Below are 25,853 nucleotides of genomic sequence, written 5' to 3' on the forward strand. Positions count from 1 at the left end.
AATCTGCATAAAAAAACGCGGCCCTGTTGCCAGCGCCGCGCCCTTTATCGTTGTTCGTTATCTGCTATCTGGCAGTGATCTGCCTTACTCCGACCCTCAGTGCTTGCGGTGCCAGCGCGGTGAGGTCGCCTTCTCCCCCCAGGGGGTGACGCAGGGGAGCAGCGCCCCTTCAATCACCATCTCGCTGCCTGCCAGCGCTTCGGCGATCTTCTGGTGCAGCACCCGCAGTACCTTGCCCTCGTGCTCGGCCAGAGAGTGGCCCGCGGCAAAGAACTCCGGCTGATATTGCAGTGCCAGCTTCTGGGCGAATTCGTAGGTGTTGAAGCAATCCGGCATCCGCTCAACCACATCTTCAAGCCGGGCCAACAAGCTGTTCAGTTCCCTGGTCATAGTGCTCTCTCCGTGTAGGTTAATAGCCAAAAACTACCCCTTATTAGATAAGCCACCAACGAGCAAACCACAAAAGTGTGGGGAGACACACAGTTCTCTCTTGCGTCTGGCTCGTGGTGAACGGCAGACAGCTTGCCAGCTTTACATTCCGGTAACAAACAGCTAGATTTAGACCGACTAATCAGTCGGTCATTTTTCATGCGGAGAACAACATGGGTGCGGCGCAGCTTCAACACACTCCTGAGGATATCCTCGCCATCAAATTGTCCCTGCCGGATCAGCTGGCGCGGCTCAAGCGGGCGAGTCTGGCTCACCCCATGCCTACCCTGGCCGAGCGCCGGGCGCAGCTGACCAAACTCAAGCAGGCGTTGCTCGCCCACAAGGGAGAGCTGTGCAAGGCGCTGGCGGCAGATTATGGCCAGCGCAGCCACTACGACAGCCTGATCGCCGATGTGCTGCCCTGCATCATGCAGATCAACTACACCCAGAAGCGGCTCAAGCGCTGGATGCAGCCCCACCGCCGTCACACCGGCCTGCTGCTGGCCCCCGCCAAAGTAGAGGTGCACTTCCAGCCGCTCGGGGTGGTCGGCATTATCGTGCCGTGGAACTTTCCGGTGATGCTGAGCCTCGGCCCCCTCATCACCGCCATCGCGGCGGGCAACCGGGCGATGCTGAAACTCTCCGAGTTCACCCCTCATACCAACGCCGTGCTGCGCACCATGCTCACCAGCGTGTTTGACGAAAACGAGATCGCCATCATCGAGGGAGATGCCCAGATGGCGGCGGCGTTCAGCTCACTGCCGTTCGATCACCTGCTCTTTACCGGCTCCACCATGGTGGGCAAGCTGGTGATGGCCGCCGCCGCGCCCCAGCTCACCCCCCTCACCCTTGAGCTGGGTGGCAAAAGCCCCTGTCTCATCGCCCCCGACATGCCGGTCGCCACCGCGGTCGAGCGGATGATCTTCGGCAAGAGCCTCAACGCCGGACAGATCTGCGTCGCCCCCGACTATGTGCTGCTGCCCCGCAGCGAGGTGGATAACTTTATCGCCGCCTATCGCCGCCACTTCAGCAAGCTCTACCCGCAGGGGCTCAATAGTGCTGACTACGGCGCCATCATCAACGACCGCCAGTATCAACGTCTCGTCAGCTGGCTGGATGAAGCCGAGCAGGCGGGTGCCCAGCTCCACCCCTGTGGCAACCCGGCCCGCGACGACCAGCGTCGCCTGCTGGTGCCCCACCTGCTGACCGGAGTGCCGAGTCAGTGTCAGGTGATGCAGCAGGAGATCTTTGGCCCGCTGCTGCCGCTCATTCCCTACGACACCCTGGAGGAGGCGCTCGCCTATGTGGCTGAACGGCCCCGCCCGCTGGCCCTCTATCTGATGAGCTTCGATCCCGAGTTGCAGGCACGGGTGACCCGGGAGACCCACTCCGGCGGCATGGCGATCAACGAGAGCCTGTTTCAGGTGGCTGCCGATGATGTGCCGTTTGGCGGCATCGGTGCCTCCGGCATGGGCCACTACCACGGCCACGAGGGGTTTCTTACCTTCTCCAAGGCGAAAACCGTGCTGACCCGCGGCAAGTTCACCACCGGCTCCCTGATCCATCCGCCCTACCACAGCTGGATCCAGAAGCTGATGATGGCCTTCTTCCTGCGCTGATGGAGATGACCATGAACCAGGCTATCCCGCAGCCACAAACCATGACCGACAAGCGCCGCCAGATCCTGGATGCCGCCCTCGCCCTCTGCGCCGAAGATGGCCTGCAGGGGGCCGCCACCGCCCGTATCGCCAAGGCTGCCGGGGTGGCCAACGGCACTCTGTTCCACCACTTTCCGAGCAAGGAGGCACTGATCCTCCAGCTCTATCAGGATGTGAAGACCCGGATGGGCGCTGCCATCTGCGAAGCCGATCCCGAGCTGGCACTGCGCGAGCAGATCCACCACTACTGGCAGCAGGCGATGAGCTGGATGCTGGCCCACCCCAATGAGCTCAAATTTGTGCTGGGTTTCTTTCACTCTCCCCTGCTGGCCCGCCCGGCCCGCAGCCAGATCTTGAATGACACTCTGCGCTTTCTGCCCGCTCTGCTGGTAAAGGGGCAGGCCAGCGGCGAGCTGATGCAGGCCCCCGCGCCGCTGTTGCTGGAGGTGTGTCAGGGGCAGTTCCTCGCCTGCGCATCACTGTTTGTCGATCAACCCGAGCTTGGGCAGGATTCCCACTGGCAAGCCAGTGCCTTTGCCCTCTTCTGGTCAGCCATCTCAGGAGCCAACCCCTATGACAACTCCGACCGTTGAATCTCTGGCCGCACTGGGCCGCCGCCTCTGGATCACCACTCTGCTCTGGGTGGTGGGCCGTACTCTCTGCCGCGCCGCCCGCATCGACGAGGCGGTGCGCCGTGAACTGGCCCCCTTGCCGGATGGCCTGGCCATTCGCCTTGAGGTGGGGGGGCTTGATTACGCCATGAACATGCATAAAGAAGGAGGGCGCTGGTATCCCGGTGCGCCAGCAGCACCCCATGCCACCATCCATCCGCTGCGGGTGCGCTTCAAGCACCCCAATATCGCGTTTCGCGCCCTGAGCTTTCGGCTCGGGGTCAATCAGGCATTTGGCGAAAACCGGCTGCTGGTAGAGGGGGATCTGACCACCGCCATGCATCTGGTGCGGGGGCTTGAGCAGTTGCAGTCCCTGATCCTGCCTGCCTTTATCGCGCGGCCGCTGCTGCGCCACTATCCGGCCCAGCACAACAAGCTTGGCCGTGCCTGCAATATCTATCTGGGTCTGGTAACCGGCTGAGCGCAAGGAGCCTTGATATGAGCCGCTATTACGATTTTTTCTGTCCGGTCAAACTGCTGGCCGGTGAACAGGCGCTGGAGCAGCTGGCCAGCGAGCTGGCAAGCCTTGGTGCTCGCCGCCCCCTGCTGCTGACCGACAAGGGGGTCAATGCCACCGGTCTTGCCACCCTGCTGGCCAATGTGCTGGCCGAGGGGGAGCTGCCGGTCGCCGCCATCTGGGACGAGATCCCGGCCGACTCCTCCACTGCCGTGGTGGAGCGGATCGCCAAACGCTACGCCGAGCTAGATTGCGACAGTCTGGTGGCACTGGGGGGCGGCTCGGTCATCGATACCGCCAAGGCGGTCAATATCTTGGCATCCATGGGGGGTGAACACCTGCTCGACTACTCGGGCGCGGGCTGCCTGACCCGCCCCCTCAAGCCGCTGGCGGTGGTGCCCACCACGGCGGGCACAGGTTCCGAGGTAACGCTGGTGGCGGTGATCAAGGATGAGACGAGTGGGCGCAAGGTGCCCTTCACCTCCCCCTTCCTGCTGCCGCAGTTGGCGGTGCTCGACCCGCGTCTGACTCAGGGACTGCCCCTCAACATCACCGCCGCTACCGCCATGGATGCCATGACCCATGCCATCGAGGCCTTTATCGGCACCGCCAAAAACCCGGTGAGCGATGCGCTGGCCCTGATGGCGGTAGAGAAGATCGCCAATGCCCTGCCTCTCATCCTCAAGGATCCGCAAAACAAGCAGTTGCGGCTGCAGCTGGCTGAAGGTTCCACACTGGCAGGCATGGCCTTCTCCAACTCCATGGTGGGGCTGGTGCATGCCCTAGGCCACAGTCTGGGGGCTCGCTGCCATCTGCCCCACGGCCTGTGCATGAACCTATTCCTGCCTACCGTGCTCGACTACAACCGCCCCGAGGTGGATGGCGAGCTGTCCCGCCTGCTGCTGCCGCTGGTGGGAGCCGAGCGCTTTGCGGCCACCCCTGCCCACCTGCGGGCCGAGGCGACCATCACCGCCATTCGTACCCTGCGCGATACCCTGTGGCAGGCGGTCAAGCTGCCGCGCACCATGAGCGAGGCGGGGGTAAGCGATCGTTCACTACTCGGGGAGATACGGGATCTGGCCGTCAACGACGGTGCCATGCTGTTCAATCGCAAGGATGCCGACCGTGAGCAGTTGCTCACTCTGCTGGAGCGGGCCTGGGCCTGAATCACGCAGACAAAAGATACCCGGCAGAGCGCCGGGTATCTTTTGAGCAGGATCCCGATATGACGCAGAGAGGGCACATCAGGGGAGGATATTGACCCCATGCTGCCGTTATCTGTTCTATACCTTGGCTAACAGTTATTGTGCAGACAGCCATCTTCATGCCAGAGGTGCCCACCATGAGCGACATCATTCATCAGGCCAACCAGCAGCAATTCATCTGTATGGTGGAGGGAAAGGAGTCGAGATTGCGCTACCGGCGCCTCGATGCCAAGACCATCGATGCCTACAGCACCTTTGTACCGCCCGAGTTGCGGGTGCAGGGGATTGCCGATCAGCTGGCCCGCGCCCTCTTCAACTGGACTCAGGCAGAGGGGCTCACTATAGTGCCCAGCTGCAGTTACATTGACGTCTGGTTACGCCGAAATGCCAATAGTTGAGCCATTAGATCCCAAGCAAGAACACGCCTTCCAAGCCAAAACCGAAGCGCTGCTGCGGGCCGATCCGCAGCGGATGGCCTGCCTGCAGGCAGCCGCCGAGCTCAATCTGCCCGACTGGGCGCTGGGGGCTGGCTTTATCCGCAACCTCATCTGGGATCACCTGCATCACAAGGCAACCCCTACCCCGCTCAACGATATCGACCTTATCTACCTCGATAGCAGCGACCCGCAAGGGCTGGCCGAAGCAGAGCACGAAGCCTGGCTCGCCAAACGGCTGCCCGGCCAACAGTGGGAAGTGCGCAATCAGGCCCGCATGCACACTCGCCAGCTGGTGGCGCCGTTTGCCAGCAGCCTTGAAGCGCTCAGCCACTGGGTCGAGGTGCCCACCTGCATCGGCGTGCGCCTGACCCAAGATGGCGAGTTCGAGTGGCTTGCCCCCTATGGCTTTGCCATCAACTGGTCGTTGCAAGTGAGTGCCAACCCCAGATGCCGCCAGGACAAACAGATCTTCACCCAGCGCATCAAGGAGAAGCAGTGGCAGACCCTCTGGCCTGACCTTCAGGTAAACTGGCCATAACCTGATTGCAATCTTTCGATAACCTTGGGCACACTAGGGTAAAAGCTGGTTGTAACTCAATGGGTTAAATAATGCGCGACTTCTTCTCTCTCGAACGCTGGCTACCGGGCCTCGCCGCCCTGCTGCAATACCAGCGCGCCTGGTTGATGCCTGACCTTCGCGCTGGACTCTCGGTCGCTGCGGTGGCCCTGCCCGTGGCCATTGCCTATGCCGAGCTCGCCGGGGTCGGCGCCATCGTCGGCCTCTACTCCTGCATCCTGCCCATGCTGGTCTATGCCCTGTTCGGTACCTCCCGCCAGCTGATCGTCGGCCCCGATGCCGCCACCTGTGCGGTCATCGCCGCCGTAGTGACACCGCTGGCCGCTGGCGACCCAACCCGCCACTGGCAGCTGGTGATGACCATGACTGCCATGACCGGTTTCTGGTGTCTGATTGCCAGCCGCTTCAAGCTGGGGGTGCTGGCGGACTTTCTCTCCCGCCCGATCCTGATGGGGCTGCTCAACGGCGTGGCCATCACCATCATGGTGGGCCAGCTCTCCAAGATCTTCGGCTTCACCTTCAGCGAGCGCTATCTCATCGAGCGGATCGCCAACGGCACCACCTACATAACCCAGACCCATCTGCCGACCCTGGCCATGAGTCTGGTGGCACTGGCCACCCTGCTGCTGGCCAAACGCTTCCGGCCAGCCTGGCCCTCCTCCATGGTGGCCATGGTGATTACCGCCGCACTGGTGTGGGCGCTCAACCTCGGGCAGTACCATATCGCCACTTTGGGCAAGGTGGGCTCCGGCCTGCCCGCCTTCCAGATGCCGGAGTTTCCCCCGGGACTGATGCGGGAGCTGGTGTTGCCAGCCCTCAACCTCGCCATGGTGAGCTTCGTCTCCATGATGCTGACTGCCCGCAGCTTTGCCGCCAAGAACGGCTATGAAATCGATGCGGACAAGGAGTTCCGGGCGCTCGGCATGGCCAACCTCGCCTCGGCCATCTCCCAGGGCTTTGCCATCAGTGGTGCGGATTCGCGCACCGCGGTCAACGATGCCAACGGCGGCAAGAGCCAACTGGTCTCCATCATCGCTGCCGGAGTAATCGCTCTCATCACCTTCTACCTGACAGCGCCGCTGCAATACATTCCGACCGCAGCCCTCGGGGTGGTGCTGGTGATGGCATCTCTGTCGCTCACCGACTTTCGCGGCCTCTGGGCACTGCGCCACTCCGACCGCGCCGCCTTCTGGCTGGCGCTGGTCACCTTTATCAGCGTGCTCACCATGGGGGTGATCCCCGGGATCACACTCGCCGTATTGCTGGGGCTGTTCCAGTTCCTGCGCAATGTGATGCGCCCCACCGACCAGCTGCTCGGCATGGATGACGAAGGGGTGGTGCGCACCTTGGGGGACAACGAGCAGGCCAAGGCGATCCCGGGCATTCTGGTCTATCGCTTCAACTCGCCGCTCACCTACTTCAACGCCCCCTACTTCAAGCGGCGAGTCATGGCCCTGCTGGTGCAAGATCCCCACAATCCCAAGTGTCTGGTGATTGATGCCGTCGCCTGCTTTACCCATCAGGACATCAGCGTGATGAGCATGGTGGGAGAGCTGCACAAGGATCTGAAACGACGCGGCATTCATATGGTGATGGCGGGGCGCCACGGCCAGATGACCCACTGGCTCAAGCAGGCGGGAGTGCGAGTGGGCGACGAGGGGATCATTCTCTGTCCCGACATGTATCAGGCGCTGCGCATGACCCGCTGCTACCGCGAGCCGGTGTTCAGGGATGACGATGTGGTCGAAAGCACCACGGATGCCATCCTCTCCCGCTGGCCACAGGATGATACCCTGCCCGACTCGGCGCGTCTTACCCTCCCCTGCGAGCAGGAGGCGGGCACCACACCGGCCTGATCCGCCGACCAGCTCCTCTGGCCGGAGAGTCTCCGGCCAAGGATTGCACCCGCTCCGCGCTTGGTGTTAAATGCCCGACCAGATGGCACCAGATCGTGCCGTCCCAGCTGTTGGACATGCCATGCAAACTCAATCCCACGCAGGCCCGGGCACGCTCTTTGCGCTGACTTGGCCGCTCTTTATCGATCTCGCCCTCCACTTTCTGACCGGCGCGCTCAACACCTTCATGGTGGGACATGTCTCCTATCAGGGGGTCGCGGCACTGGCGGTCGGCAATCAGGTGTTCGATCTGGCCATCACCCTGTTCAGCTTCGTCAGTATCGGTACCAGCGTGGTGATCACCCAGTATCTGGGGGCAGGTGACCGGGAGCGCAGCAGGGTGGTGATCCACACCGCCATCGGCTTCAACCTGTTGATCGGTCTGGTGGCGGCTGTCGGCGTGATGGCCGGTGCCAGTACCATGCTGGCGCTGATGAACCTGCCAGCCAATCTGATGAGCGATGGCACCCTCTACCTGCAGATCATCGGCCTCTGCCTGCTGCCGGAAGCGGCGGCGCTCTGTCTGGCGGCGACGCTGCGCGCCCACGGCCATACCCGTCAGGCGATGTATGTGACTCTCATCGTCAACCTCATCACCTTTGTCGGCAACCTGCTGCTGCTCTACGGCTGGTTTGGCCTGCCCCAGATGGGCGTGGCCGGGGTTGCCATCAGCACGGTAGCAGGGCGTCTGGTGGGCGTGGTGATGCTGGTCTGGCTGGTGGCCCGCAAAACCGGCATCCACCTCAAGATCCGCGACATCGTTCACCCCAGCCGGGAGATGCTGGGCAAAGTGCTCCATATCGGCCTGCCTGCCGCCGGCGAGAACCTCTCCTGGATGCTGCAGTTTATGGTAGTGACCGCTTTTGTCGGCCTGCTGGGGGACAAGGCGCTGGCAACCCAGTCCTACTTCTTCCAGATCTGCCTGTTCATCCTGCTGTTTGGCCTCTCCATCGGTCTTGGCAACGAGATCATCATCGGCCATCTGGCGGGCGCCAGACAGTTTGACCGGGCCTATCAACAACTGCTCAAGAGCCTCAAGCTCGGGCTCGCGGTCACCTGCGTCATCGCCGTGGCGGCGGCCCTCAATGGCCGTACCATCATCAGCCTCTTTACCGATGATGCCGACATCATCACCCAGGTGGCGCAACTGTTTCTTATCAGCCTTATCCTCGAGCCCGGCCGCACCTTCAATCTGGTGGTGATCAACGCCCTGCGGGCCACCGGGGATGCCCGTTTCCCCCTCTACATGGCGTTGCTCTCCATGTGGGGAATTGCCGTGCCACTCTCCTATTTCCTCGGTATCATGCAGGGTTATGGACTGGTCGGTATCTGGCTGGCGCTGGCCTGCGACGAGTGGGTGCGCGGTCTGGCCATGTTCTGGCGCTGGCGCAGTCGTCGCTGGCAAAACAAAATTCTTGTTGAAACAAAAGCGGAATCACAATGAAGAAGATAGGACTCTTGCTGGCTGCCATCCTGCTCAGCCCCCTGGCCATGGCGCAACCTGCCCCTGCCGCTCCCAAGGCTCAAGCCACCCAGACCTGGTATGTGGCCCCCATCGCCATCGATGAAACCAGCGACGCCCAGAAGGCGCTGACCAAGGACTTCATGGCCCAGATGATCAAGACCATCAAGATCAACGAGTACCAGACCGGCAAGGCGGTGGGCAACACCAAAAAGCCCAAGTGGCTGATCCGCACCAAGCTGATCCCCGCCAGCAACGAGCCGCTGGTCGGCAAGAAGCACCCGCAGGGTCTCACCTACGGCAAGGGCAATCCGACTCAGGAGATCGTCGGCGAGCTGTTGATGAACGGCACCCTAGTGGCCCACATCGGCCAGGGCTGGCGCGAGCCTATCGTCCCGGGCACGCCGGTGGCCGAAAAGCTCTCCATCGCCAACTATCGCTACGCCATCGGGGATCAGGCCAAGTCGGCGGATCTGGAGGAGCTGGCGGCCCAGATTGGCTTTGAAGCAGGCAAGGTGATCCACCGCGATGGCAAGCCGCGGCCCGAGAAGAAAAAGAAAAAAGAGCAGGCGGACGAAGATAAAGAGTAACGTTGCCTGCATCCATAAAAAGGGGCCACTCGGCCCCTTTTTTGATCCTGCACCCTCACGCCAACACTGCCCCTGTTGTGACTTGTCGCACAGTTTGGCTCACCATTCAGATTGATAAATCACTTATCTTGTTTTGATTCAACAAGTTATAAATATCCCGCCGAATACCCTAAATCATTGCCCCCAAATCCGATCAGGATCACATTTATCCCCGGCACTAAGGGGTAGCTTTGGTCTTACAGGCACAATCAAACGAAACCAAGGAGGCTCCATTACATGTTCCCAGAGTACAGAGAACTCATCTCGAAACTGAAGAGCAGTGATGTCCATTTCCAGAAGAAGTTTGACTTGCACAACGACCTGGATGCGGAGATTAGAAAGTTGGAAAAGCATCACGCCAGCGACTATAGCGCCGAGGTGAGAGATCTGAAAAAACAGAAACTCAAACTGAAAGAGGAGATATACGACATCCTCAAACAACATCCACAATAGATGCCTCGAAGAATATGCGGATAAGCAATTTATCCCCCAGCCCGGCCCACGCGCCGGGCTTTTTGTTGTTTCAGTCAATTAGTTGACACCCGAGCCTACCGATCTTGCCGGTAGTTTGTTACATTTTTCCCTTGGAATTCAGGGAATAACGGTGATGATAACATGAGCAGAAAACGATCTTTTTATCATCTCTTGCTGCTTTGCCTGTTCGCATTGAGCCCCCCCCTGCAAGCTCAGGAGCCTGAACTGGAGCTGTGGCACTCCCAGCAAGCCGGTTACGTGATCGACGACGTGATCGCCCGCTTCAATCAGGAGGGGAACCACAGAGTACGGGTCACCCAGATTGAGCCGGGCAAGATCAAGGCGGATCTCCTGCTGGCAGCTCAGGCCAGGGGGCTGCCCGACCTGATGCTGATCCCCTCCGATTTTATCGGCCTCTATCGCCAGATGACCCTCGCTCCCCTCCCGGCCGAGTGGTTTTCCCCCGCGCTGATGGCCAGCGCCTTGCGTTATGTCACCCTGGATCGGCAACGCTGGGGCATGCCCATGATGCAGGGCAACCATCTGATGCTGTTTTACAACAAGGCGCTGGTCTCGACTCCGATGACCCAATGGCAGCAACTGACTGCTATCACCCCGGCCCTCAAGGCCAAGGGGGTCGACCCCGTCAGCTGGCCCTATCACGATATGTACTATTTCGCCGCCTTTTTACACACCTTTGGCGGCTCGCCGGTGACCGAAGGGCGCATCACCCTCGACAGCCCGGCCATGGTGCAGGCGCTGGAGGCCTACCGCACCGTCGCCAGCGAACAGTGGGTCGATCCCGAGTGCGACTATGACACCGCCCTCGCCCGCTTCAATGAGGGCAAGAGCGCCTACCTCATCAATGGGGACTGGGCCTTCAATGATCTGGTGAAGAACATGGGGGATAAGCTGGGCGTCGCCCTGCTGCCCCGCTGGCAAAGCCATCCCATGCACTCCATGAGCGGCGCCTACGTGATGGGAGCCTCCCGCTGGGCGATGGATGATGAGGATCGGAAACCCGTCATCAAGGCACTGATGGCCTTTATCCAGCGTCAGGATATTCAGCAGTTCATCTATCATCAGGGGGCGCTGCTGCCAGTCAATCAGCAGGCTTTTACCGCCATCAGCCGCCGTCCCACGCCTCAGGAAAAAGTGCTGCTGGAACAGTTCACCCTCAGTACCCCCATGCCCTCCGACAGCGCCATGTCCATCGCCTGGCAAGCGATGGAGAAAGGGTTCGAGCGCTTTAAAGAGGGGATCCGTGCCGCCGACACCGCCCACTATATGCAGCAGCTGGCCGATCAGCAGTACCGGCAGGTCAAAACACCATGAAACATCGCACCTTTCGGCTCGGCCCGACCCTCATCATCATCCTGTTCACCGTCGCCCTGCTGCCGGCACTGCTGGCCAGCACTGTGCTGCTGATCCGCCAGCACCAGATCATCGCCCAGAGCGAGCAGTCGCAGCTGGAGCGAGCCCTCACCAGCATGACCCGCGAAGCCCGCTTTCGCAGCGAGCTGATCGGCACCCAGCTCAATCAGCTCAGCCAGGATCGGGTACTCCACCAGGCCCTCGACAACTTTCTCTTCTCCAGCCATGCCCGGCTGGCGCTGGCCACCTTTGTCAAATCCAACAGCCTGCTCACCTCGGCCTACCTCATCGATGACAAGGGGTTGGTGGTGGAGTACATCAATGGCCAGGCCTCCCACCTCGAGTCGAGCAACCTGATGCCGCAGCTGATGGCCTGGGGCAAGACCCGCGAGGCAAAACAGGGCAAGCATCTGCTGCTGCCCGTCGATGATCCCGTGCTGGTCGACGACATGGAGCAAAACCGCAGCGGCGGGCTGGCGCTGGTAGCCCCCATCTATCGCAACCACCAGCGCGCAGGGGTGATGCAGACCCCTTCCGGCTTCGTGATGGCCATTCTCCCCTGGCGGCAGATGGCCCAGTTGCTGGAACCCTATCTCAAGGGGAGCGAATATCTGGTGATCTCTCAGGGCGAGAACCGTCTCTACGAAGGGGCTCACCAGAGCGCCAACGCCATGGATGACAGGGAGCCAAGCAAGATGGCGCAGCCCCTGGCCATTGGCTGGCCCCAGCTGGAGCAGGAGATCACCCCCACCATCATCCTCTACAGCTACAGCAATGACAGGGTCAGCGAGCTCAATAAATCCCAGCAGTTGCTGACCGTCAGCATCGCCGTTATGTTGCTGCTGGTGGCCATCGGCTGCGTCTGGCTCACCCGCTGGCTAACCCGACCGCTGCGCTCGCTGGCCGCGCTGGTGCGCAGCTATGGCAAGGGCAACTACCAGCAACGGCAGGCACCGCTGCGCTTTGTGGAGTACGACGAGGTGCGCCAGTTGCTACAGGAGATGGCCAGCACCATCTCGGATCAGGTGCGGGCGCTCTATCAGCAAAATGAACAACTGCAGCAGGCCAATAGCGAGAAAGAGGCCTTCAACCAGCGGCTGCTCGGATTCAACGACGAACTGGAGCAAGAGGTCGCCTCGCAAACGACCGCCCTGCGCTCGGCCCTGATCCGGGAGGAGCGCAGCCGCCATATCCTGCAATCCTGGTTGCAGTTCGGTCTGCATCAGCAGCTGGATATCGATATTGCCGAGCTGGCCAGCTCCGCCCTGCTGCAGCTATCGCAGCTCTATCCTGGCCACCGCTGGGGACTGGTGATCCGCCGCGATGGCCAGCCCCACTACTCCCTGACCCAGGGGGTCGATGCCTCCTTGCGGGATGCCCTGCAGGAGAAACTGGCTCAACTTATGGATGAGGAGATCAAACACTCCGAATGCCAGTGGGATAACGCACTCTGGAAGATCATGACTCTGCCCGGTAGCCAAAGTGGCGTGCTGTTTGGTTATCTGATGGTGAGCGCCGAAGGGCTGGAGTCCGAAGACAGGGCCATCTTGCGGCTGTTTGCCAAGCAGTTGGCGGTGGGCATCGAGGGGCGCCTCTTCACCGACGAGCTGGCGCGGGTCGCCCGCACCGATAACCTCACCGGGCTGCCCAACCGGCAGGCGTTCGAAGAGACCTTCCATCACTATCAGGCGGTGCTGGCACGTCATCCCGAGCGTCACCTCGCCCTCTTCATGCTCGATCTCAACGGCCTCAAGCGTACCAATGACCAGTATGGGCACGAGGCAGGCGACGCCCTGCTGATCCAGATGGCTCACCAGCTACGCACCCTCTGCCGTCAGGATGAGAAGATTTTCCGCATCGGCGGCGACGAGTTCGTGCTGCTGGCGGAGGCGGATCACTTCGCCAGCCAGCTGCTGGCAGGCAGGTTGGAGGCAAGCCAGCAGCACGCCATCGTGCGGCATGGGGAGCATAGCTTCCCGCTGCGTTTTGCCATCGGCTGGAGCAGCAGCGACCAGACCCCCCTGGCGGAGCTGAGCCGGGTGGCGGACGACGCCATGTATGCCAATAAGGCGCGCTTCTATCAGGGGCTGCGATAAAAAGCGGAGGTCTGCGGCGTTGGCGAGCCTTTCGCCAACGCCCTGATCAGCTCGCAAAAATGGCGCGCAACGCTAGACGCGGCGCGGACCATGACTAAGATAGGGGCTCTTGATGTCTCGATTTGGAAGGGAGTAGGAAATGGAGTTAGTACTTGGCCCACTGGAAGCCCGCGTCATCGGCTGTCTGATTGAAAAAGAGATCTGCACCCCGGATCAATATCCCCTCTCCCTTAATGCACTGGTCAACGCCTGCAACCAGAAGAGCAACCGCGAGCCGGTGCTGGAGCTCTCCGAGCTCGATATCCGCGCTGTGGTAGACGAGCTGATCCGCAAGCGGCTGGTGGTCAACACCGCAGGCTTCAACGCCCGGGTGCCCCGCTACCAGCACAGATTCTGCAACACCGAATTTGGCGAGCTGAAATTCAGTGCCCAGGAGCTTGGCATCGTCTGCGAACTGCTGCTGCGCGGCCCGCAAACCCCGGGGGAGCTGCGCTCGCGCACCAACCGCCTCTGCAGCTTCGATGATGTCACCGAGGTGGATGCGGTACTGACCCAACTCATCGAGCGTGGCCCCTACGTGGTCAAGCTGCCGCGCGAGCCGGGCAAGCGCGAATCCCGCTACGCCCACCTGTTTAGCGGCGAAGTGGATATTCAGGCGATGATGGATGCTGCCCCCGCTGCGGCCTATGCCTCCCCTGCCGCCGACCGTCTGAGCGAGCTGGAGCAGGAGGTAAACGAGCTCAAGAGCCGTCTCGCCGCCATGGAAGCGCGGCTGGCTGCGCTGGATGGTCAGGGCTGATCGCCTTTACCATCGCCAATCTCTATCAGGGAGCCGGGGCTGATGTCCCCGGCTCCCTGCGTTTTTTCATCGTGAGGAAGTGCCCGTGCTCTCCCTGATTAAAGAGTCAGACCACCAGAAGATGCCCTGGAAAAACCAGCAGGGCACCACCAGCCAGATCCTCATCTCCCCCAAGGGGAGCAGCCTTGCCAAACTCGACTTTGACTATCGACTGAGCTCGGCCCCCATCAAGAGCGCGGGCCCCTTCTCTCCCTTTCCCGGCTATCAGCGCATTTTGCTGCCGGTGAGCGGGGCTGGCTTTGTGCTCAACGGCCACCCCTACGCCACCTTCGAGGCGGCGCACTTTAGCGGCGATGAGGAGACCCACTGCGAGTTGCTGAAAAAAGAGGTGACCGATCTGGGGCTTATCTACCATCCGGATCGCATCAGCGCCAACGTGCGGGTACTGAACCTCCCCTTCCCGCTGACCCTTACCCTCGAGCCAGAGAAGACCTACCTCTGTCACCTGCTGAGCGGCCAGCTGGCCGTGCAGGGCAAAGAGGTGGCTATCAACGAGACGCTGGTGGTGACCGGTGAAGAGAGCATTCACTTCGAATGCCAGAAGAAGACCGCCATCGCCTTCTTTACCCTGCAGGCCAAATAGCACAAAAGTCGGCGGTGTGCAGTCATGCCACGCCACACTCAGACAGCAGAGATGAAAAAGCCGGGCAATCCCGGCTTTTTCTATTCAGGCGACCGGCTCGATGCCGGTAACCGCCTTAGTTGACCTTGAAGGAGCCCTTCATCATGGCAAAGTGGCCGGGGAAAGAGCAGAAGAAAGTGAGATCCTTGCCCGCCAGACCGTCAGTCTTGAAGGTGACGCTGCTGCTCTCGCCGCCGCCGATCAGCTTGGTGTGAGCCAGCACACGGGGATCATCCTTGGGCAGATAGCCGTTCTCGGCCCCGGCGCTCATCCCGGCAGTCGCCACGGTCTGATAGTCGGCGGTGCTGGCCAGCACCCAGTTGTGACCCATGGCGGTCACGGGCAGATTGCCGGTGTGATTCAGGGTGACCGTCACCTCCTTGCAGGTGGCCGGCACGCTCATCTCTTTGAGGTTGTACTGCATGGCATCATTGCCTTCGATGACCAGTGCACACTCATCCGCCAGAACCGGGGCAGCCAGGGTACTCAGAAACAGCAGGGTAATCGCCTTTTTCATCATCTTCTCCTTTGATTGGCAATGGATGGCAACGACTTGGCGGATGCGGTGAACGCTTCGCAAAGATGCCGTCTAAATCGACCTTCATTTTACTCAATTGTTTTCAATCGGCGATGGGTTTTGGCCAAAGCTGCGGGCTAGGTCACCAGACGGTGCTCTACTCGCCACTATCTCCCTCACGGATGGACGATACGACCCGCTCCAGCCACAGGTTCAAAAATGTTTAATTTTTTCTGCCCTTTTCCCTCCGATTGCCCCCATCAGGGCTCGCCCGGCGGGCGCCCCTTGGCTAAGCTAGCGCCCCGATATGAACCTTCTCCAGATGAGAGCGCCGGATGATTGCGATAACCCCCGTGGCGGCCCTGCGCGGCCTGCTGCTGACCCTGCTGCTGGCGCTGGCCGGCTGCCAGCCCACCCCGCCTGCCCAGACCCGTATTCAGGGCAAGACCATGGGTACCTACTATGTGGTGACCCTGAGCGATAGCTACCCCGGTGGGGAGCCCGCCCTCAAAAGCGACGTAGAGAGCCTGCTGGCCCGGATGAACAAGGAGATCTCCACCTACGATCCGGGCTCGCTCATCTCCCGTTTCAATCAGGGGCCCGCCAATACCCCGTTTGCCATCCCGCCCGCCATGGCCATCATAGTCCAGCAGGGGATTGATGCCGGTAAGCTGACCAACGGCAAGCTGGATGTGACCGTGGGGCCTCTGGTCAATCTGTGGGGCTTTGGCCCGGACAAACGGCCAGTCAAGCGGCCCGATGAGGCAGCCATCGCCGCCGCCCGCCACAAGGTGGGCATCGACAAGCTGACCCTGACCCCGCAAGGGGATCACTTCCTGCTCGAAAAAACGATCCCGGATCTCTATCTCGACCTCTCCACTCTCGGCGAAGGGGCGGCATCGGATGAAATCGCCACCCTGCTCGAGGGCAAGGGGGTACACAACTACCTGATCGAAGTGGCCGGTGCAGTGCGCAGCAAGGGCCACAACAGCAAGGGTTCACCGTGGAGAGTGGCCATCGTCGAACCTTCCGATCAGCCGGGAGCGTTTTCCGATATCGTCATCCCCAACGGTATGGCGCTCAGCACCGCAGGCAGCTATCGCAACTACTACGAGCTGGATGGCCAGCGTTACTCCCATATCATCGATCCTGCCACCGGCCAGCCGGTCACCCACAAGCTGGTCTCCGCCAGCGTGATCACCCCGACCGCGCTTGAGGCTGACGCCCTCGATACCGCGCTGATGGTGATGGGGCCCGAAGCGGGTATGGCATTTGCCAAACAGCACAAGCTGGCGGTCTATCTCATCATCAAGACCGAACAGGGGTTCAAGGCCAAGTACACGCCCCAATTCGCCCACTATCTGGCGAAGCAACCGACAGAAAAGCACTGATAAACAGAAGGCCCCGATAACGGGGCCTTCTCATTACGGTTGATGATGAACTTGTCACGGGCTATTCGATGGTCACCCGGTGAGGGGCTGGCGTTTCCACCTGCTTGGGCAGTTGCAACGTGAGGATACCGTTCTCGAACCTGGCGCTGACCTTGTCCAGCGCCACCTCGACCGGCAACTCCAGAGTGCGTGAAACACTGCCAAAATAGCGTTCACTGCGCAGTGTTCGCTCATCCTTGTTCTGGCTGTCAAACTGGCGGATCTCCGCTTTCAGCGTCACCTGTTTACCATGGATATCCACATGGATGTCCTCTTTGGCAACCCCCGGCAACTCGGCTTGCAGCACATAGTTGCCATCACTCTCCTTCAAATCCAGCCTGATCTGGCTCGGCAAGGGGTCCCCGTGCAAGGGGCGAATATAGAAGCCGGACGCCATATCGCGAAACAGGTCATCGAACAGACTGGTACGGCTTGGTAGCAAACTCATCTCTGATCCCTCCGTGATTCATGGACTAACAGAGGCAGGCCCTGATACCTGCCTGATGGGGCCTATATGTGACCGGGGCTTGTCGTTGCCCCCTCTATCAGTCTAAAAAGTGTGCCGCGTGCTGCCACCCCATCTGAGCTTTATTTGATATGGATCAACCACATCGCCCTGGCCACCAGGCGCAGAGCGTGACATGGAAACTGAAAGTTGCGTGACAAAAGCACATTGATTGCCACTTGACACGCTTTGGTGGCACACTTTCTCCCATCAACCCGTAGCGCCTCGACCCAGAACAATGCAGACACCGGAAAACGCGTCAGAAAAGAAGAGCCCTGCCAAGCCACAACGCATTCTGATGGTCAATGAGCAGCGCTCGTTTCAGGTGATGATGAAGGCGATGCTGATCAATCTGGGTATCAGCAACATCACCTACTCCAATACCGCCGAGGATGCACGGCGTCGCTGCCAGAAGGGCAGCTTCGACATCTATCTCATCGATTACGATCTGGGGGTCGGCGAAAATGGCCGCCAGTTGCTGGAGAGTCTGCGTGACCAGAGCCTGATCCCGCCCCAGAGCGTGGTGATAATGGTGAGCAGCGACAGCTCCCGCGCCATGGTGCTGAGTGCGCTGGAGGCCGAGCCCGACGAGTACCTGATGAAGCCCTTCTCCCAGGAGCAGTTCTCGTTTCGCCTCAGACGCGCCCTCGCCCGGCGTCATGCCCTGGCACCGGTATTCACCGCCCTGGCCGACAACAACTTCCAGGCTCTCATTACCGCCTGTGCCGAGCGAGCCGATGCGGTGCCCCGTTTTGCCAACTACTGCCGCTGCTTGCAGGCCGATACCCACCTCAAGTTGGGTGAAGCACAGGAGGCTCGCGCCTTGATGCGCCAGCTGCTGGCCGGCCAGGAGAACAGCTGGGCCCGCCTGACGCTGGGCAAGGCGTGCAACACTCTGGGGCTCCATGAAGAGGCGGTCAGCCATCTGCAGGCGACCCTCAAAAATACCCCGCTGATGGTGGAGGCTCACCTCTGGCTGGCGGAATCCCAACTCGCCCTCGGCAATGACGAGCAGGCGCAGCAAGAGCTCAGGCGGGCGGTGGACATCTCCCCCCAGTCGGTGCAACTCTCCCGCCGACTGGCGGAGGTGTGCCTGCTGCGCCACGACTATGCCCAGGCCAAGGATGTGTTGCTGTCGCTGATCGACCTGTCCCGCAACTCCATTCACCGCACCCCCCACTATCTGGGGGCCTATATCCAGACCCTGACCCTCTACGCCCTCAACAGCAACGACAGCTACCACATCGCCAACCTGCAAAAGCAGGTCAATTCGGCCCTGTCGCGCATCCGCGATTCGTTGATGATGTCGGAGTTCAACTACCCGGTGTTCGAGCAGATCTGTCAGGCTCGGGTACAGATCGCGCTGGGCGAGCTGCTCAAGGGCAAGAAGATGCTCTATCGCGCCAACCAGAACTGGCTCGACGAACCGGCCACCATGCCCCCCGCCCTGCTTGGCGAAACCATCCTCGCTCTCTATCAGCTCGGCGAGTTTGAGTACGCCGAGAGCCTGCAGAGCCTGCTGGCGGAGGACGAAGACCGGCTGCTCACCACCTGTATTCAGGCAACCCGGGATGACAAGACGGTACTGGAGCGGCGTCAGCGCTACCAGCAGCTCAACGATCTGGGGATCAAAGCCTATCAGGCCGGGGAGCTTGAACAGGCACTCGGTCACTTCCGCGAGGCCCTGCGCCGCGCGCCCGCCAATACCGGTGCCGCCCTCAACAAGATCCAGGTGTTGCTGCAACTGATGCAGAAAAACCGCAAGAGCCCGGAGTTTGGTGCCGAATGCAAGGAGACCCTGGAGGTGCTCGACGGCATCCCCCTCAACCCGGCCCAGCAGGAGCGTTTTCGCAAGCTGCGCCAGGAGTTCAACCAGTTCAGCTAAGACGCCGCCGTGCCCCCTTTTCCCCGCCTATGCTGAAACCAGTTCGGCAATGCGAGGGAAACGAAGATGGCGATGTGTCGTTATCTGGTGGCCGATGGCCGCCACTGCAGTGAAGAGGCTGGCGAGCACGATCTCTGCCACTGGCATGATCCCCACCATACCCATCAGGAAGCCCACACCGCCGAGGCGCTTGAACAGTACGTTCGCGCAGGCGGACTCTGCCACGGCCTGCAGCTGTCACGGGCCAATCTGGCGGGCCTCAATCTGGTCAACAAGGAGTCCGATCAGGGATTTTTGCTGGAGCAGTGCAACCTCTATCGCGCCAACCTGCGCGGTGGTCACCTCTACGGCCTGCGCATGAAGGGCGGCAGCCTGATGAAAGCCGATCTCAGTGATGCCAACCTCCAGTGCGCCACCCTCGATGACGTCAACCTGCTCGGCATCCGCTGGCACAACACCCGGCTCGACAACATGCAGACCGGCAAACGGGTGATGCAGGATCGCAAGGGGCGCCGCGAACGGGATCCCAAACAGGCGCGCATCTGGTTCAAGGAGGCGGAAGAGACCTACCGGGATCTGCGCAAAGCCTCCGAGGCACAGGGGATCTTCACCATGTCCGGCAACTATATCCAGCAGGAGCTCACCATGCGCCGCCTGCAACTGCCGTTCTGGTCGACCCAGCGTTTTACCTCCTGGGTGGTCGATCTCTTCTGCGGCTATGGCGAGGCCCCGATGCGGGTGGTGCTCTTCTCGTTGCTACTCATCTTTATCTGCAGCATTTTTTACTTCTTCTGCGGCCTTAACTTCGCGGGCAATCATCTGATATACCGACCAGAAGCCTCTCTTGAAGAAAACGCCATCTTCCTGCTGGAGTGCCTCTACTACAGCGTGGTCACCTTCACCACCCTGGGTTATGGCGACTTCACTCCGGTCGGGCTTTCCAGGATCTTTGCCGCCTTTGAAGCCTTCACCGGCAGCTTCACACTGGCGCTGTTTGTGGTGGTATTCGTCAAAAAGATGACCCGCTGACGCCTCTCCCTGCCAAGCGGGTCGGCCACTGGTGCTGACCCGCGCCCCGAACTTGCATCCACCGCCGATTCCTAGTCCAATAGCCACTTATAAAAATGACATGAGCATCCCGGACATGAAGATCATCTCTTTCAATATCAACGGCCTGCGCGCCCGCCTGCACCAGCTGCAAGCCATCATCGACAAGCACCAACCCGATGTGATCGGCCTGCAGGAGATCAAGGTACACGACGAGGCTTTCCCGCTGGCCGATGTGGAGGCCATGGGCTATCACGTGGAGTTTCACGGCCAGAAGGCCCACTATGGGGTCGCCATCATGAGCAAGCAGAAGCCGGTCAAGGTGGAGAAAGGCTTCCCCACCGATGACGAAGAGGCCCAGCGCCGGATGATCATGGCGACCTTCGAGCGCGAAGACGGCTCTCTCATCAAGGTGATGAACGGCTACTTCCCGCAGGGTGAAAGCCAGGATCACGAGACCAAGTTCCCGGCCAAGCAGAAGTTCTACGAGGATCTGCAGCACTATCTCGAAACTCATCACACGCCGGACGACCAGCTGGTGCTGATCGGGGATATGAATATCTCCCCCACCGATCTCGACATCGGTATCGGCGAAGCGAACCGCAAGCGCTGGCTGCGGGATGGCAAGTGCTCCTTCCTGCCCATCGAGCGCGAATGGATGGAGCGGCTGAAAGGGTTCGGTCTCACCGACACCTTCCGCGCCGCCAACCCTACCGAGTGCGAGCGTTTCTCCTGGTTTGACTACCGATCCAAGGGCTTTGACGAGAATCGCGGCCTGCGCATCGACCTCATCATGGCCTCCGACGCCCTCAAGGACAGCGTGACCGAGACCGGTATCGACTACGAGCTGCGCGGCATCGAGAAACCCTCCGACCACGCTCCCATCTGGGCCTGCTTCGCCTGATTGAGTGCGGGCGAGGGCTCCTCTCGCCCGCTACAATTATCCCCCTTTTTCCTCCTGACTATTGTCATCGCACGCACTATCCTGTCGGCAATCTAGTTCTCATATGATACTCCCTACTCCATTTTCCAGTAGCAGAACGGCTTCTGTTGTGAAGAACAGAGAGAACTTTTTCGATCAAGCAGCTTGGGTTCAATGTTCATGCTCTATGATTGAAAAACTTCAATAATCCAATGAGTTAATTTGTAATCATGAAGTTAATCACGTCAGCCGAAAAAAAAGGTGTGCATGATGGCCGCAATCGGGCCAACAGGAGTGAAATGATGATGGAGCCAAACACCAGAGCAGGATTATTCAAACAGGGGATGCTCGCTCTGACGCTGGCCGGTGCACTGGCCGGCTGTGGCGGGGAAACAAACCAGACGGTGCAAACCATGCCGGCCGTGCCCGTGGTAGTCAACGAGGCGACCCTGACCGATGTGCCGCTCACCACCGAGATGGTGGGCGAAACCGCCGGTTTTCGCGAGATCGATGTCCGCTCCCGGGTCAGTGGCATCCTGCTCAAGCGCACTTATGTAGAAGGCCAACCGGTTACCGCCGGCCAGCAACTGTTCCTGATCGACCCCGAGCCCTACAAGGTGGCGCTGGAGCAGGCCAAAGGCACCCTGGCCCAGGAGCAGGCCAGACTCAACAAGGCTCGCGCCGATCGGGATCGCATCATTCCCCTCTTCAAGCGCCAGGTGGTAAGCCGCAAGGACTATGACGACACCATCGCCAACTATGAAGCGGCCATCGCCAGCCATCAGGCCGCTCAGGCCAAGGTGAAGGAGGCCGAGCTCAACCTCAGCTATACCAAGGTCACTGCCCCCATCAACGGCATGGCGAGCAAGAGCTCCCAGTCCGAGGGGAGCCTTATCTCCACCAGTGGCGACAACGGCCTGCTCACTACCATCACCCAGTTTGATCCGCTCTACGTCAACTTCTCCTACTCGGAGCAGGATCGCCTCGATTTCGAGAACTCGGTCAAGAGAGGGACCATTGAAGCCAAGGACGCCACCAACTGGCGCACCCATATCCGCCTGGCCGATGGTTCTGTCTACCCACAAGCGGGCAAGCTCAACTTCTCCGACAACCGGGTCGATCCCCAGACCGGCACCATCCGTGCCCGCGCCATCTTCGATAACAAGGACGGCGTGCTGCTGCCCGGCCAGTTTGTCCGTATGACCATCGATCTGGGCACCCGCAAGAATGCCATCGTGGTGCCGCCCCGCGCTATCGTCCAGTCCCAGGCTGACCGCATGGTGATGGTGGTCGATGCCGAGAACAAGGTGATCCCCCGTCCGGTCAAACTGGGCCCGGTGGTCTCCGAGGGGGTGCTGATCGACAGCGGCCTCAATGCCGGTGACCGTTACATCGTCGAAGGCTTGATGAAGGCTCGCCCCGGCAGCGTGGTGAAACCTGTCTCTGCCGACGAGATGAAAGCCATCACCGCCAAGATGGTCAGCCACTCAGCGGCCAAGTAAGGAGCTCGTATGTTTTCCAGGTTTTTTATCGAGCGTCCCATCTTCGCCAGCGTGATTTCCATCATTATCGTGCTGGGCGGATTGGCGGCAATGCGCTCGCTTCCCATCGAGCAGTACCCCCAGATCACCCCGCCGGTGGTCTCGGTGACCGCTTTCTATCCGGGGGCCACTCCGGAGGTGATCTCCCAGACTGTCGCCGCACCGCTCGAGCAGCAGATCAACGGCGTCGAGCGGATGATCTATATGCAATCGGGTTCGGCCTCCAACGGCCAGATGAACCTCAACGTCTACTTCGAGATCGGCACAGATCCGGATCAGGCCACCATCAACGTCAACAACCGGGTATCGGCCGCCATGGCCCAGCTGCCGGAAGAGGTGAAAAAGCAGGGGGTAACGGTCAAGAAGAAATCGACCTCCATCCTGCAGGTGGTCACCCTCCAGTCGCCGAACGGCTCGTTTGATACCACCTATCTGTCAAACTATGCCCTGCTCAACATCATCGACGAGCTCAAGCGGATTCCCGGCATCGGTGATACCACTCTGTTTGGCGGTACCGACTATGCGATGCGCATCTGGTTGCGGCCGGATCGACTAGCCCAGCTCGAACTCACCCCGAGTGATGTGATTAGCGCCATCCGCGAGCAGAACACCCAGTTTGCGGCAGGCAAGATCGGCGCTCAGCCCACCTCGACCCCCATCGACTTCACCTACACGGTGCAGACCAAGGGTCGCCTTGAAGATGTGAAAGAGTTCCAGAACATCATAGTTCGCTCCATGCCCGATGGCTCCAAGATCCGGGTCCGCGATGTCGCCCGGGTCGAGCTGGGGGGCAAGGATTATGATCTGGTGGCCCGCGCCAACGGCAAACCGGCCATCGGTATCGCTACCTATCTGCAGCCCGGTGCCAACGCCGTAGCAGTCGCCGATGCGGTGCACACCACCATGGAGCGGCTCAAGGAGCGCTTTCCGCAGGATATCGAGTACCAGATCCCCTACGACACCACAGAGTTTGTGAAGATCTCCATCGAAGAGGTGGTACACACCCTGTTCGAGGCGATCGTGCTGGTGTTCGTGGTAGTCTACCTGTTCCTGCAGAACTTCCGCGCCACCCTGATCCCCTGTATCGCGGTGCCAGTGTCGCTCATCGGGACCTTCGCCGGCATGCTGGTGCTCGGTTTCTCCATCAACCTGCTGACCCTGTTCGGCATGGTGCTCGCCATCGGTATCGTGGTGGATGACGCCATCGTGGTGCTCGAGAACGTCGAGCGGATCATGAGCGAGAAGAAATGTTCGCCCAAAGAGGCTGCCATCCTCGCCATGCAGGAGGTCTCAGGTCCGGTGGTCGCCATCGTGCTGGTGCTTTGCGCCGTGTTCCTGCCGGTCGCCTTTATGGGTGGCATGACAGGGGTGATGTACAAGCAGTTCGCCATCACGGTCGCGGTCTCGGTGGCCATCTCCGGTCTGGTGGCTCTGACTCTCTCTCCGGCCTTGTGCGCCGTGTTGCTCAAAGAGGGACATCACAAACCGGCCCGTTTCTTCGTCTGGTTCAACGATAAATTTGACCAGCTGACCCGCGGCTATGTACGGGGTGTGGCCTTCCTGAACCGTCGGGTGGGGGTCGCTTTTGCCATCATCGCCGTACTGCTGCTCTCCATCTACGGTCTCTTCCTGAAAGTGCCGGGCGAGCTGGTACCGAACGAAGATCAGGGCTACCTTATCTCCGCCGTCATGCTGCCGGATGCCGCCGCCATGAGCCGGACACAGGCAGTGGCGGATCAGTTCGACAAGCTCGCCATGGCCAATCCCAATGTGAAGGATGTGATCACCTTCTCGGGCTTCGACATCCTCTCCAACGCCATCATCAGCAACAGCGGTCTCACCTTCATTACCCTGAAGGACTGGAGCGAGCGCAAGGGGACAGGCCAGGACTCCTTCGAGCTGGCCAAAACCCTGCAGGGGATGAGCCTGATGGGGCTGGCTGACGGCTTTGTTGCCTCCTTCAACCCGCCCCCCATCCAGGGGATGTCCACCACCGGCGGACTGGAAGGCTACCTGCAAAACCGGGGTTCCGGCAGTGCCCAGGAGTTTTCGGGCGAAGTACAGCGCTTCCTCGCCGCCGCCAAGGAGCGCCCCGAGTTTGCCAGTGTCACATCCACATTCCGTGCCAATGTGCCGCAGGTCTATCTCGACCTGGATCGCGAGAAAGCCAAGGCGCTGGGGCTACCGATCAATGCGGTGTTCGACACCATGCAGGCCACCTTCGGTCAGGTCTATGTCAACGACTTCAACCAGTTTGGCCGAACCTACCGGGTACAGTTGCAGTCCGAAGCGGACTACCGCGCCAAGAAGAGCGATATCCGCAACGTCTACGTGCGCTCCAACACCGGCGAGATGATCCCGCTCAGCAGCCTGGTGACGGTCCGTGATGCCACTGGCCCCGAGCTGGTAGAGCGTTTCAACATCTTCCAGGCGGCCAAGATCATGGCACAGCCGGCACCCGGCTACAGTTCGGGTCAGGCGATCGCCGCACTGGAAGAGGTGGCCAACAGCACCCTTGGCAACGATGCCAAGCTGGAGTGGACCGGTTCCGCCTATCAGGAGAAGGCCTCTGCCGGTAGCGCAGGCATGGCGTTCGGCTTCGGTATTGTGATGATCTTCCTCATCCTGGCAGCCCAGTACGAACGCTGGAGCCTGCCGTTTGCGGTGATCACAGCCGTACCGTTCGCCCTGTTCGGCGCCCTGCTAGCCACCTGGCTGGTAGGACTCACCAACAACGTCTACTTCCAGATCGGGCTGGTGACCCTGGTGGGCCTTGCCGCCAAGAACGCCATCCTGATCGTGGAGTTCGCGGTGATGAAGCACGAGGAGGGGATGAGTCTTATCGAGTCGGCACTGGAGGCGGCGCGCCTGCGTTTTCGCCCCATCGTGATGACCTCGCTGGCCTTCATCCTCGGCTGTGTGCCGCTGGTCACCTCCAGCGGCGCCGGTGCCGCAAGCCGTCACGCTCTCGGCTGGCCGGTCATCGGCGGCATGCTGGCGGCCACCTTTATCGCCATCTTCTTTATCCCGCTCTTCTTCCGCCTCATCATGAAAGGGTCGGAAAAACGCGCCAAGCCGTAACGCTCTCCACGGGCGTTCCACCGATAACAAACTGCCCCCGCCCGTGCGGGGGTATTTTTTTGTCTGCGGTGTGCTTCAAT

At 60.6% G+C, this 25,853-nt stretch carries 23 protein-coding genes; 20 read left to right on the forward strand and 3 right to left on the reverse strand.

Annotated elements, in window-relative coordinates; translation table 11 throughout:
- Positions 1–96 precede the first annotated feature (96 nt).
- A complete protein-coding gene (locus G5306_RS06080; RefSeq protein WP_005353197.1) occupies positions 97–390 on the reverse strand; it encodes a hypothetical protein in 294 nt (97 codons plus the stop codon).
- 212 nt (positions 391–602) lie between these two features.
- Here G5306_RS06080 and G5306_RS06085 point away from each other — a divergent pair, with 212 nt between their 5' ends.
- From G5306_RS06085 to G5306_RS06150, 14 genes are all read left to right on the forward strand, one after another.
- Positions 603–2,048 carry a coniferyl aldehyde dehydrogenase gene (locus G5306_RS06085; RefSeq protein WP_421254921.1) on the forward strand — a complete coding sequence of 482 codons (1,446 nt, stop codon included), beginning with the start codon at positions 603–605 and terminating at the stop codon, positions 2,046–2,048.
- A gap of 11 nt (positions 2,049–2,059) precedes the next feature.
- A complete protein-coding gene (locus tag G5306_RS06090) occupies positions 2,060–2,680 on the forward strand; it encodes a TetR/AcrR family transcriptional regulator (protein WP_421312562.1) in 621 nt (206 codons plus the stop codon).
- Positions 2,661–3,179: a hypothetical protein gene (locus tag G5306_RS06095; RefSeq protein ID WP_421171820.1), complete on the forward strand. Its 519-nt coding sequence runs from the start codon at positions 2,661–2,663 to the stop codon at positions 3,177–3,179. The genes G5306_RS06090 and G5306_RS06095 overlap by 20 nt, the downstream gene beginning before the upstream one ends.
- Before the next feature lie 17 nt (positions 3,180–3,196).
- Positions 3,197–4,381: an iron-containing alcohol dehydrogenase gene (locus G5306_RS06100; RefSeq protein WP_421171818.1), complete on the forward strand. Its 1,185-nt coding sequence runs from the start codon at positions 3,197–3,199 to the stop codon at positions 4,379–4,381.
- 176 nt (positions 4,382–4,557) lie between these two features.
- Positions 4,558–4,818, forward strand: coding sequence for a GNAT family N-acetyltransferase (locus G5306_RS06105; RefSeq protein WP_033114285.1), 261 nt, complete (start codon positions 4,558–4,560; stop codon positions 4,816–4,818).
- On the forward strand, positions 4,805–5,395 hold the full coding sequence (locus G5306_RS06110) for a nucleotidyltransferase family protein (protein WP_320656213.1): 591 nt from the start codon (positions 4,805–4,807) through the stop codon (positions 5,393–5,395). The genes G5306_RS06105 and G5306_RS06110 overlap by 14 nt, the downstream gene beginning before the upstream one ends.
- Positions 5,396–5,466: 71 nt before the next feature.
- Complete coding sequence (locus G5306_RS06115) at positions 5,467–7,290, forward strand: SulP family inorganic anion transporter (protein WP_421232362.1); 1,824 nt, start codon at positions 5,467–5,469, stop codon at positions 7,288–7,290.
- A gap of 121 nt (positions 7,291–7,411) precedes the next feature.
- On the forward strand, positions 7,412–8,773 hold the full coding sequence (locus G5306_RS06120) for an MATE family efflux transporter (RefSeq protein WP_421312563.1): 1,362 nt from the start codon (positions 7,412–7,414) through the stop codon (positions 8,771–8,773).
- Positions 8,770–9,381, forward strand: coding sequence for a hypothetical protein (locus tag G5306_RS06125; RefSeq protein ID WP_421298232.1), 612 nt, complete (start codon positions 8,770–8,772; stop codon positions 9,379–9,381). The genes G5306_RS06120 and G5306_RS06125 overlap by 4 nt, the downstream gene beginning before the upstream one ends.
- Before the next feature lie 276 nt (positions 9,382–9,657).
- Entirely contained in the window at positions 9,658–9,873 is a 216-nt protein-coding gene (locus G5306_RS06130) for a YdcH family protein (protein WP_005337763.1), read from the forward strand.
- A 162-nt stretch (positions 9,874–10,035) separates the two neighbouring features.
- On the forward strand, positions 10,036–11,229 hold the full coding sequence (locus G5306_RS06135) for a sugar ABC transporter substrate-binding protein (protein ID WP_421312564.1): 1,194 nt from the start codon (positions 10,036–10,038) through the stop codon (positions 11,227–11,229).
- Positions 11,226–13,364, forward strand: a complete 2,139-nt coding sequence (locus G5306_RS06140; protein WP_421312565.1) for a diguanylate cyclase domain-containing protein — start codon at positions 11,226–11,228, stop codon at positions 13,362–13,364. Before G5306_RS06135 ends, G5306_RS06140 begins: the two co-directional genes overlap by 4 nt.
- Before the next feature lie 139 nt (positions 13,365–13,503).
- Positions 13,504–14,163, forward strand: a complete 660-nt coding sequence (locus G5306_RS06145; RefSeq protein WP_064336484.1) for a YceH family protein — start codon at positions 13,504–13,506, stop codon at positions 14,161–14,163.
- Positions 14,164–14,248: 85 nt separating this feature from the next.
- Positions 14,249–14,806 carry a HutD family protein gene (locus G5306_RS06150; protein ID WP_421312566.1) on the forward strand — a complete coding sequence of 186 codons (558 nt, stop codon included), beginning with the start codon at positions 14,249–14,251 and terminating at the stop codon, positions 14,804–14,806.
- A 115-nt stretch (positions 14,807–14,921) separates the two neighbouring features.
- Here G5306_RS06150 and azu read toward each other — a convergent pair whose 3' ends face one another.
- Entirely contained in the window at positions 14,922–15,362 is a 441-nt protein-coding gene (azu, locus tag G5306_RS06155; protein ID WP_421312567.1) for an azurin, read from the reverse strand.
- 335 nt (positions 15,363–15,697) lie between these two features.
- Here azu and G5306_RS06160 point away from each other — a divergent pair, with 335 nt between their 5' ends.
- Positions 15,698–16,753: an FAD:protein FMN transferase gene (locus G5306_RS06160; RefSeq protein ID WP_421312568.1), complete on the forward strand. Its 1,056-nt coding sequence runs from the start codon at positions 15,698–15,700 to the stop codon at positions 16,751–16,753.
- Positions 16,754–16,814: 61 nt separating this feature from the next.
- On the opposite strand, the gene G5306_RS06165 is transcribed toward G5306_RS06160, so the two are convergent.
- Positions 16,815–17,240, reverse strand: coding sequence for an Hsp20/alpha crystallin family protein (locus G5306_RS06165; RefSeq protein ID WP_103250619.1), 426 nt, complete (start codon positions 17,238–17,240; stop codon positions 16,815–16,817).
- A 295-nt stretch (positions 17,241–17,535) separates the two neighbouring features.
- Between G5306_RS06165 and G5306_RS06170 the strand changes: the two genes are divergently transcribed.
- From G5306_RS06170 to G5306_RS06190, 5 genes are all read left to right on the forward strand, one after another.
- The gene (locus G5306_RS06170; protein ID WP_421208669.1) at positions 17,536–19,182 is read left to right on the forward strand and encodes a tetratricopeptide repeat protein; all 1,647 of its coding nucleotides are present in this window, start codon (positions 17,536–17,538) and stop codon (positions 19,180–19,182) included.
- 66 nt (positions 19,183–19,248) lie between these two features.
- Positions 19,249–20,211 (forward strand): ion channel, encoded by a 963-nt coding sequence (locus G5306_RS06175; RefSeq protein ID WP_421312569.1) that lies wholly within the window; start codon positions 19,249–19,251, stop codon positions 20,209–20,211.
- Positions 20,212–20,326: 115 nt separating this feature from the next.
- Entirely contained in the window at positions 20,327–21,133 is an 807-nt protein-coding gene (xthA, locus tag G5306_RS06180) for an exodeoxyribonuclease III (RefSeq protein WP_100653387.1), read from the forward strand.
- 362 nt (positions 21,134–21,495) lie between these two features.
- The gene (locus tag G5306_RS06185) at positions 21,496–22,653 is read left to right on the forward strand and encodes an efflux RND transporter periplasmic adaptor subunit (RefSeq protein ID WP_421171953.1); all 1,158 of its coding nucleotides are present in this window, start codon (positions 21,496–21,498) and stop codon (positions 22,651–22,653) included.
- A gap of 9 nt (positions 22,654–22,662) precedes the next feature.
- Positions 22,663–25,773 carry an efflux RND transporter permease subunit gene (locus G5306_RS06190; protein WP_421309561.1) on the forward strand — a complete coding sequence of 1,037 codons (3,111 nt, stop codon included), beginning with the start codon at positions 22,663–22,665 and terminating at the stop codon, positions 25,771–25,773.
- The last annotated feature ends 80 nt before the right edge of the window (positions 25,774–25,853 follow it).

The sequence above is a fragment of the Aeromonas sp. 603404 genome (genome assembly GCF_049171775.1).
Taxonomy (GTDB): Bacteria; Pseudomonadota; Gammaproteobacteria; order Enterobacterales; family Aeromonadaceae; genus Aeromonas; species Aeromonas veronii_A.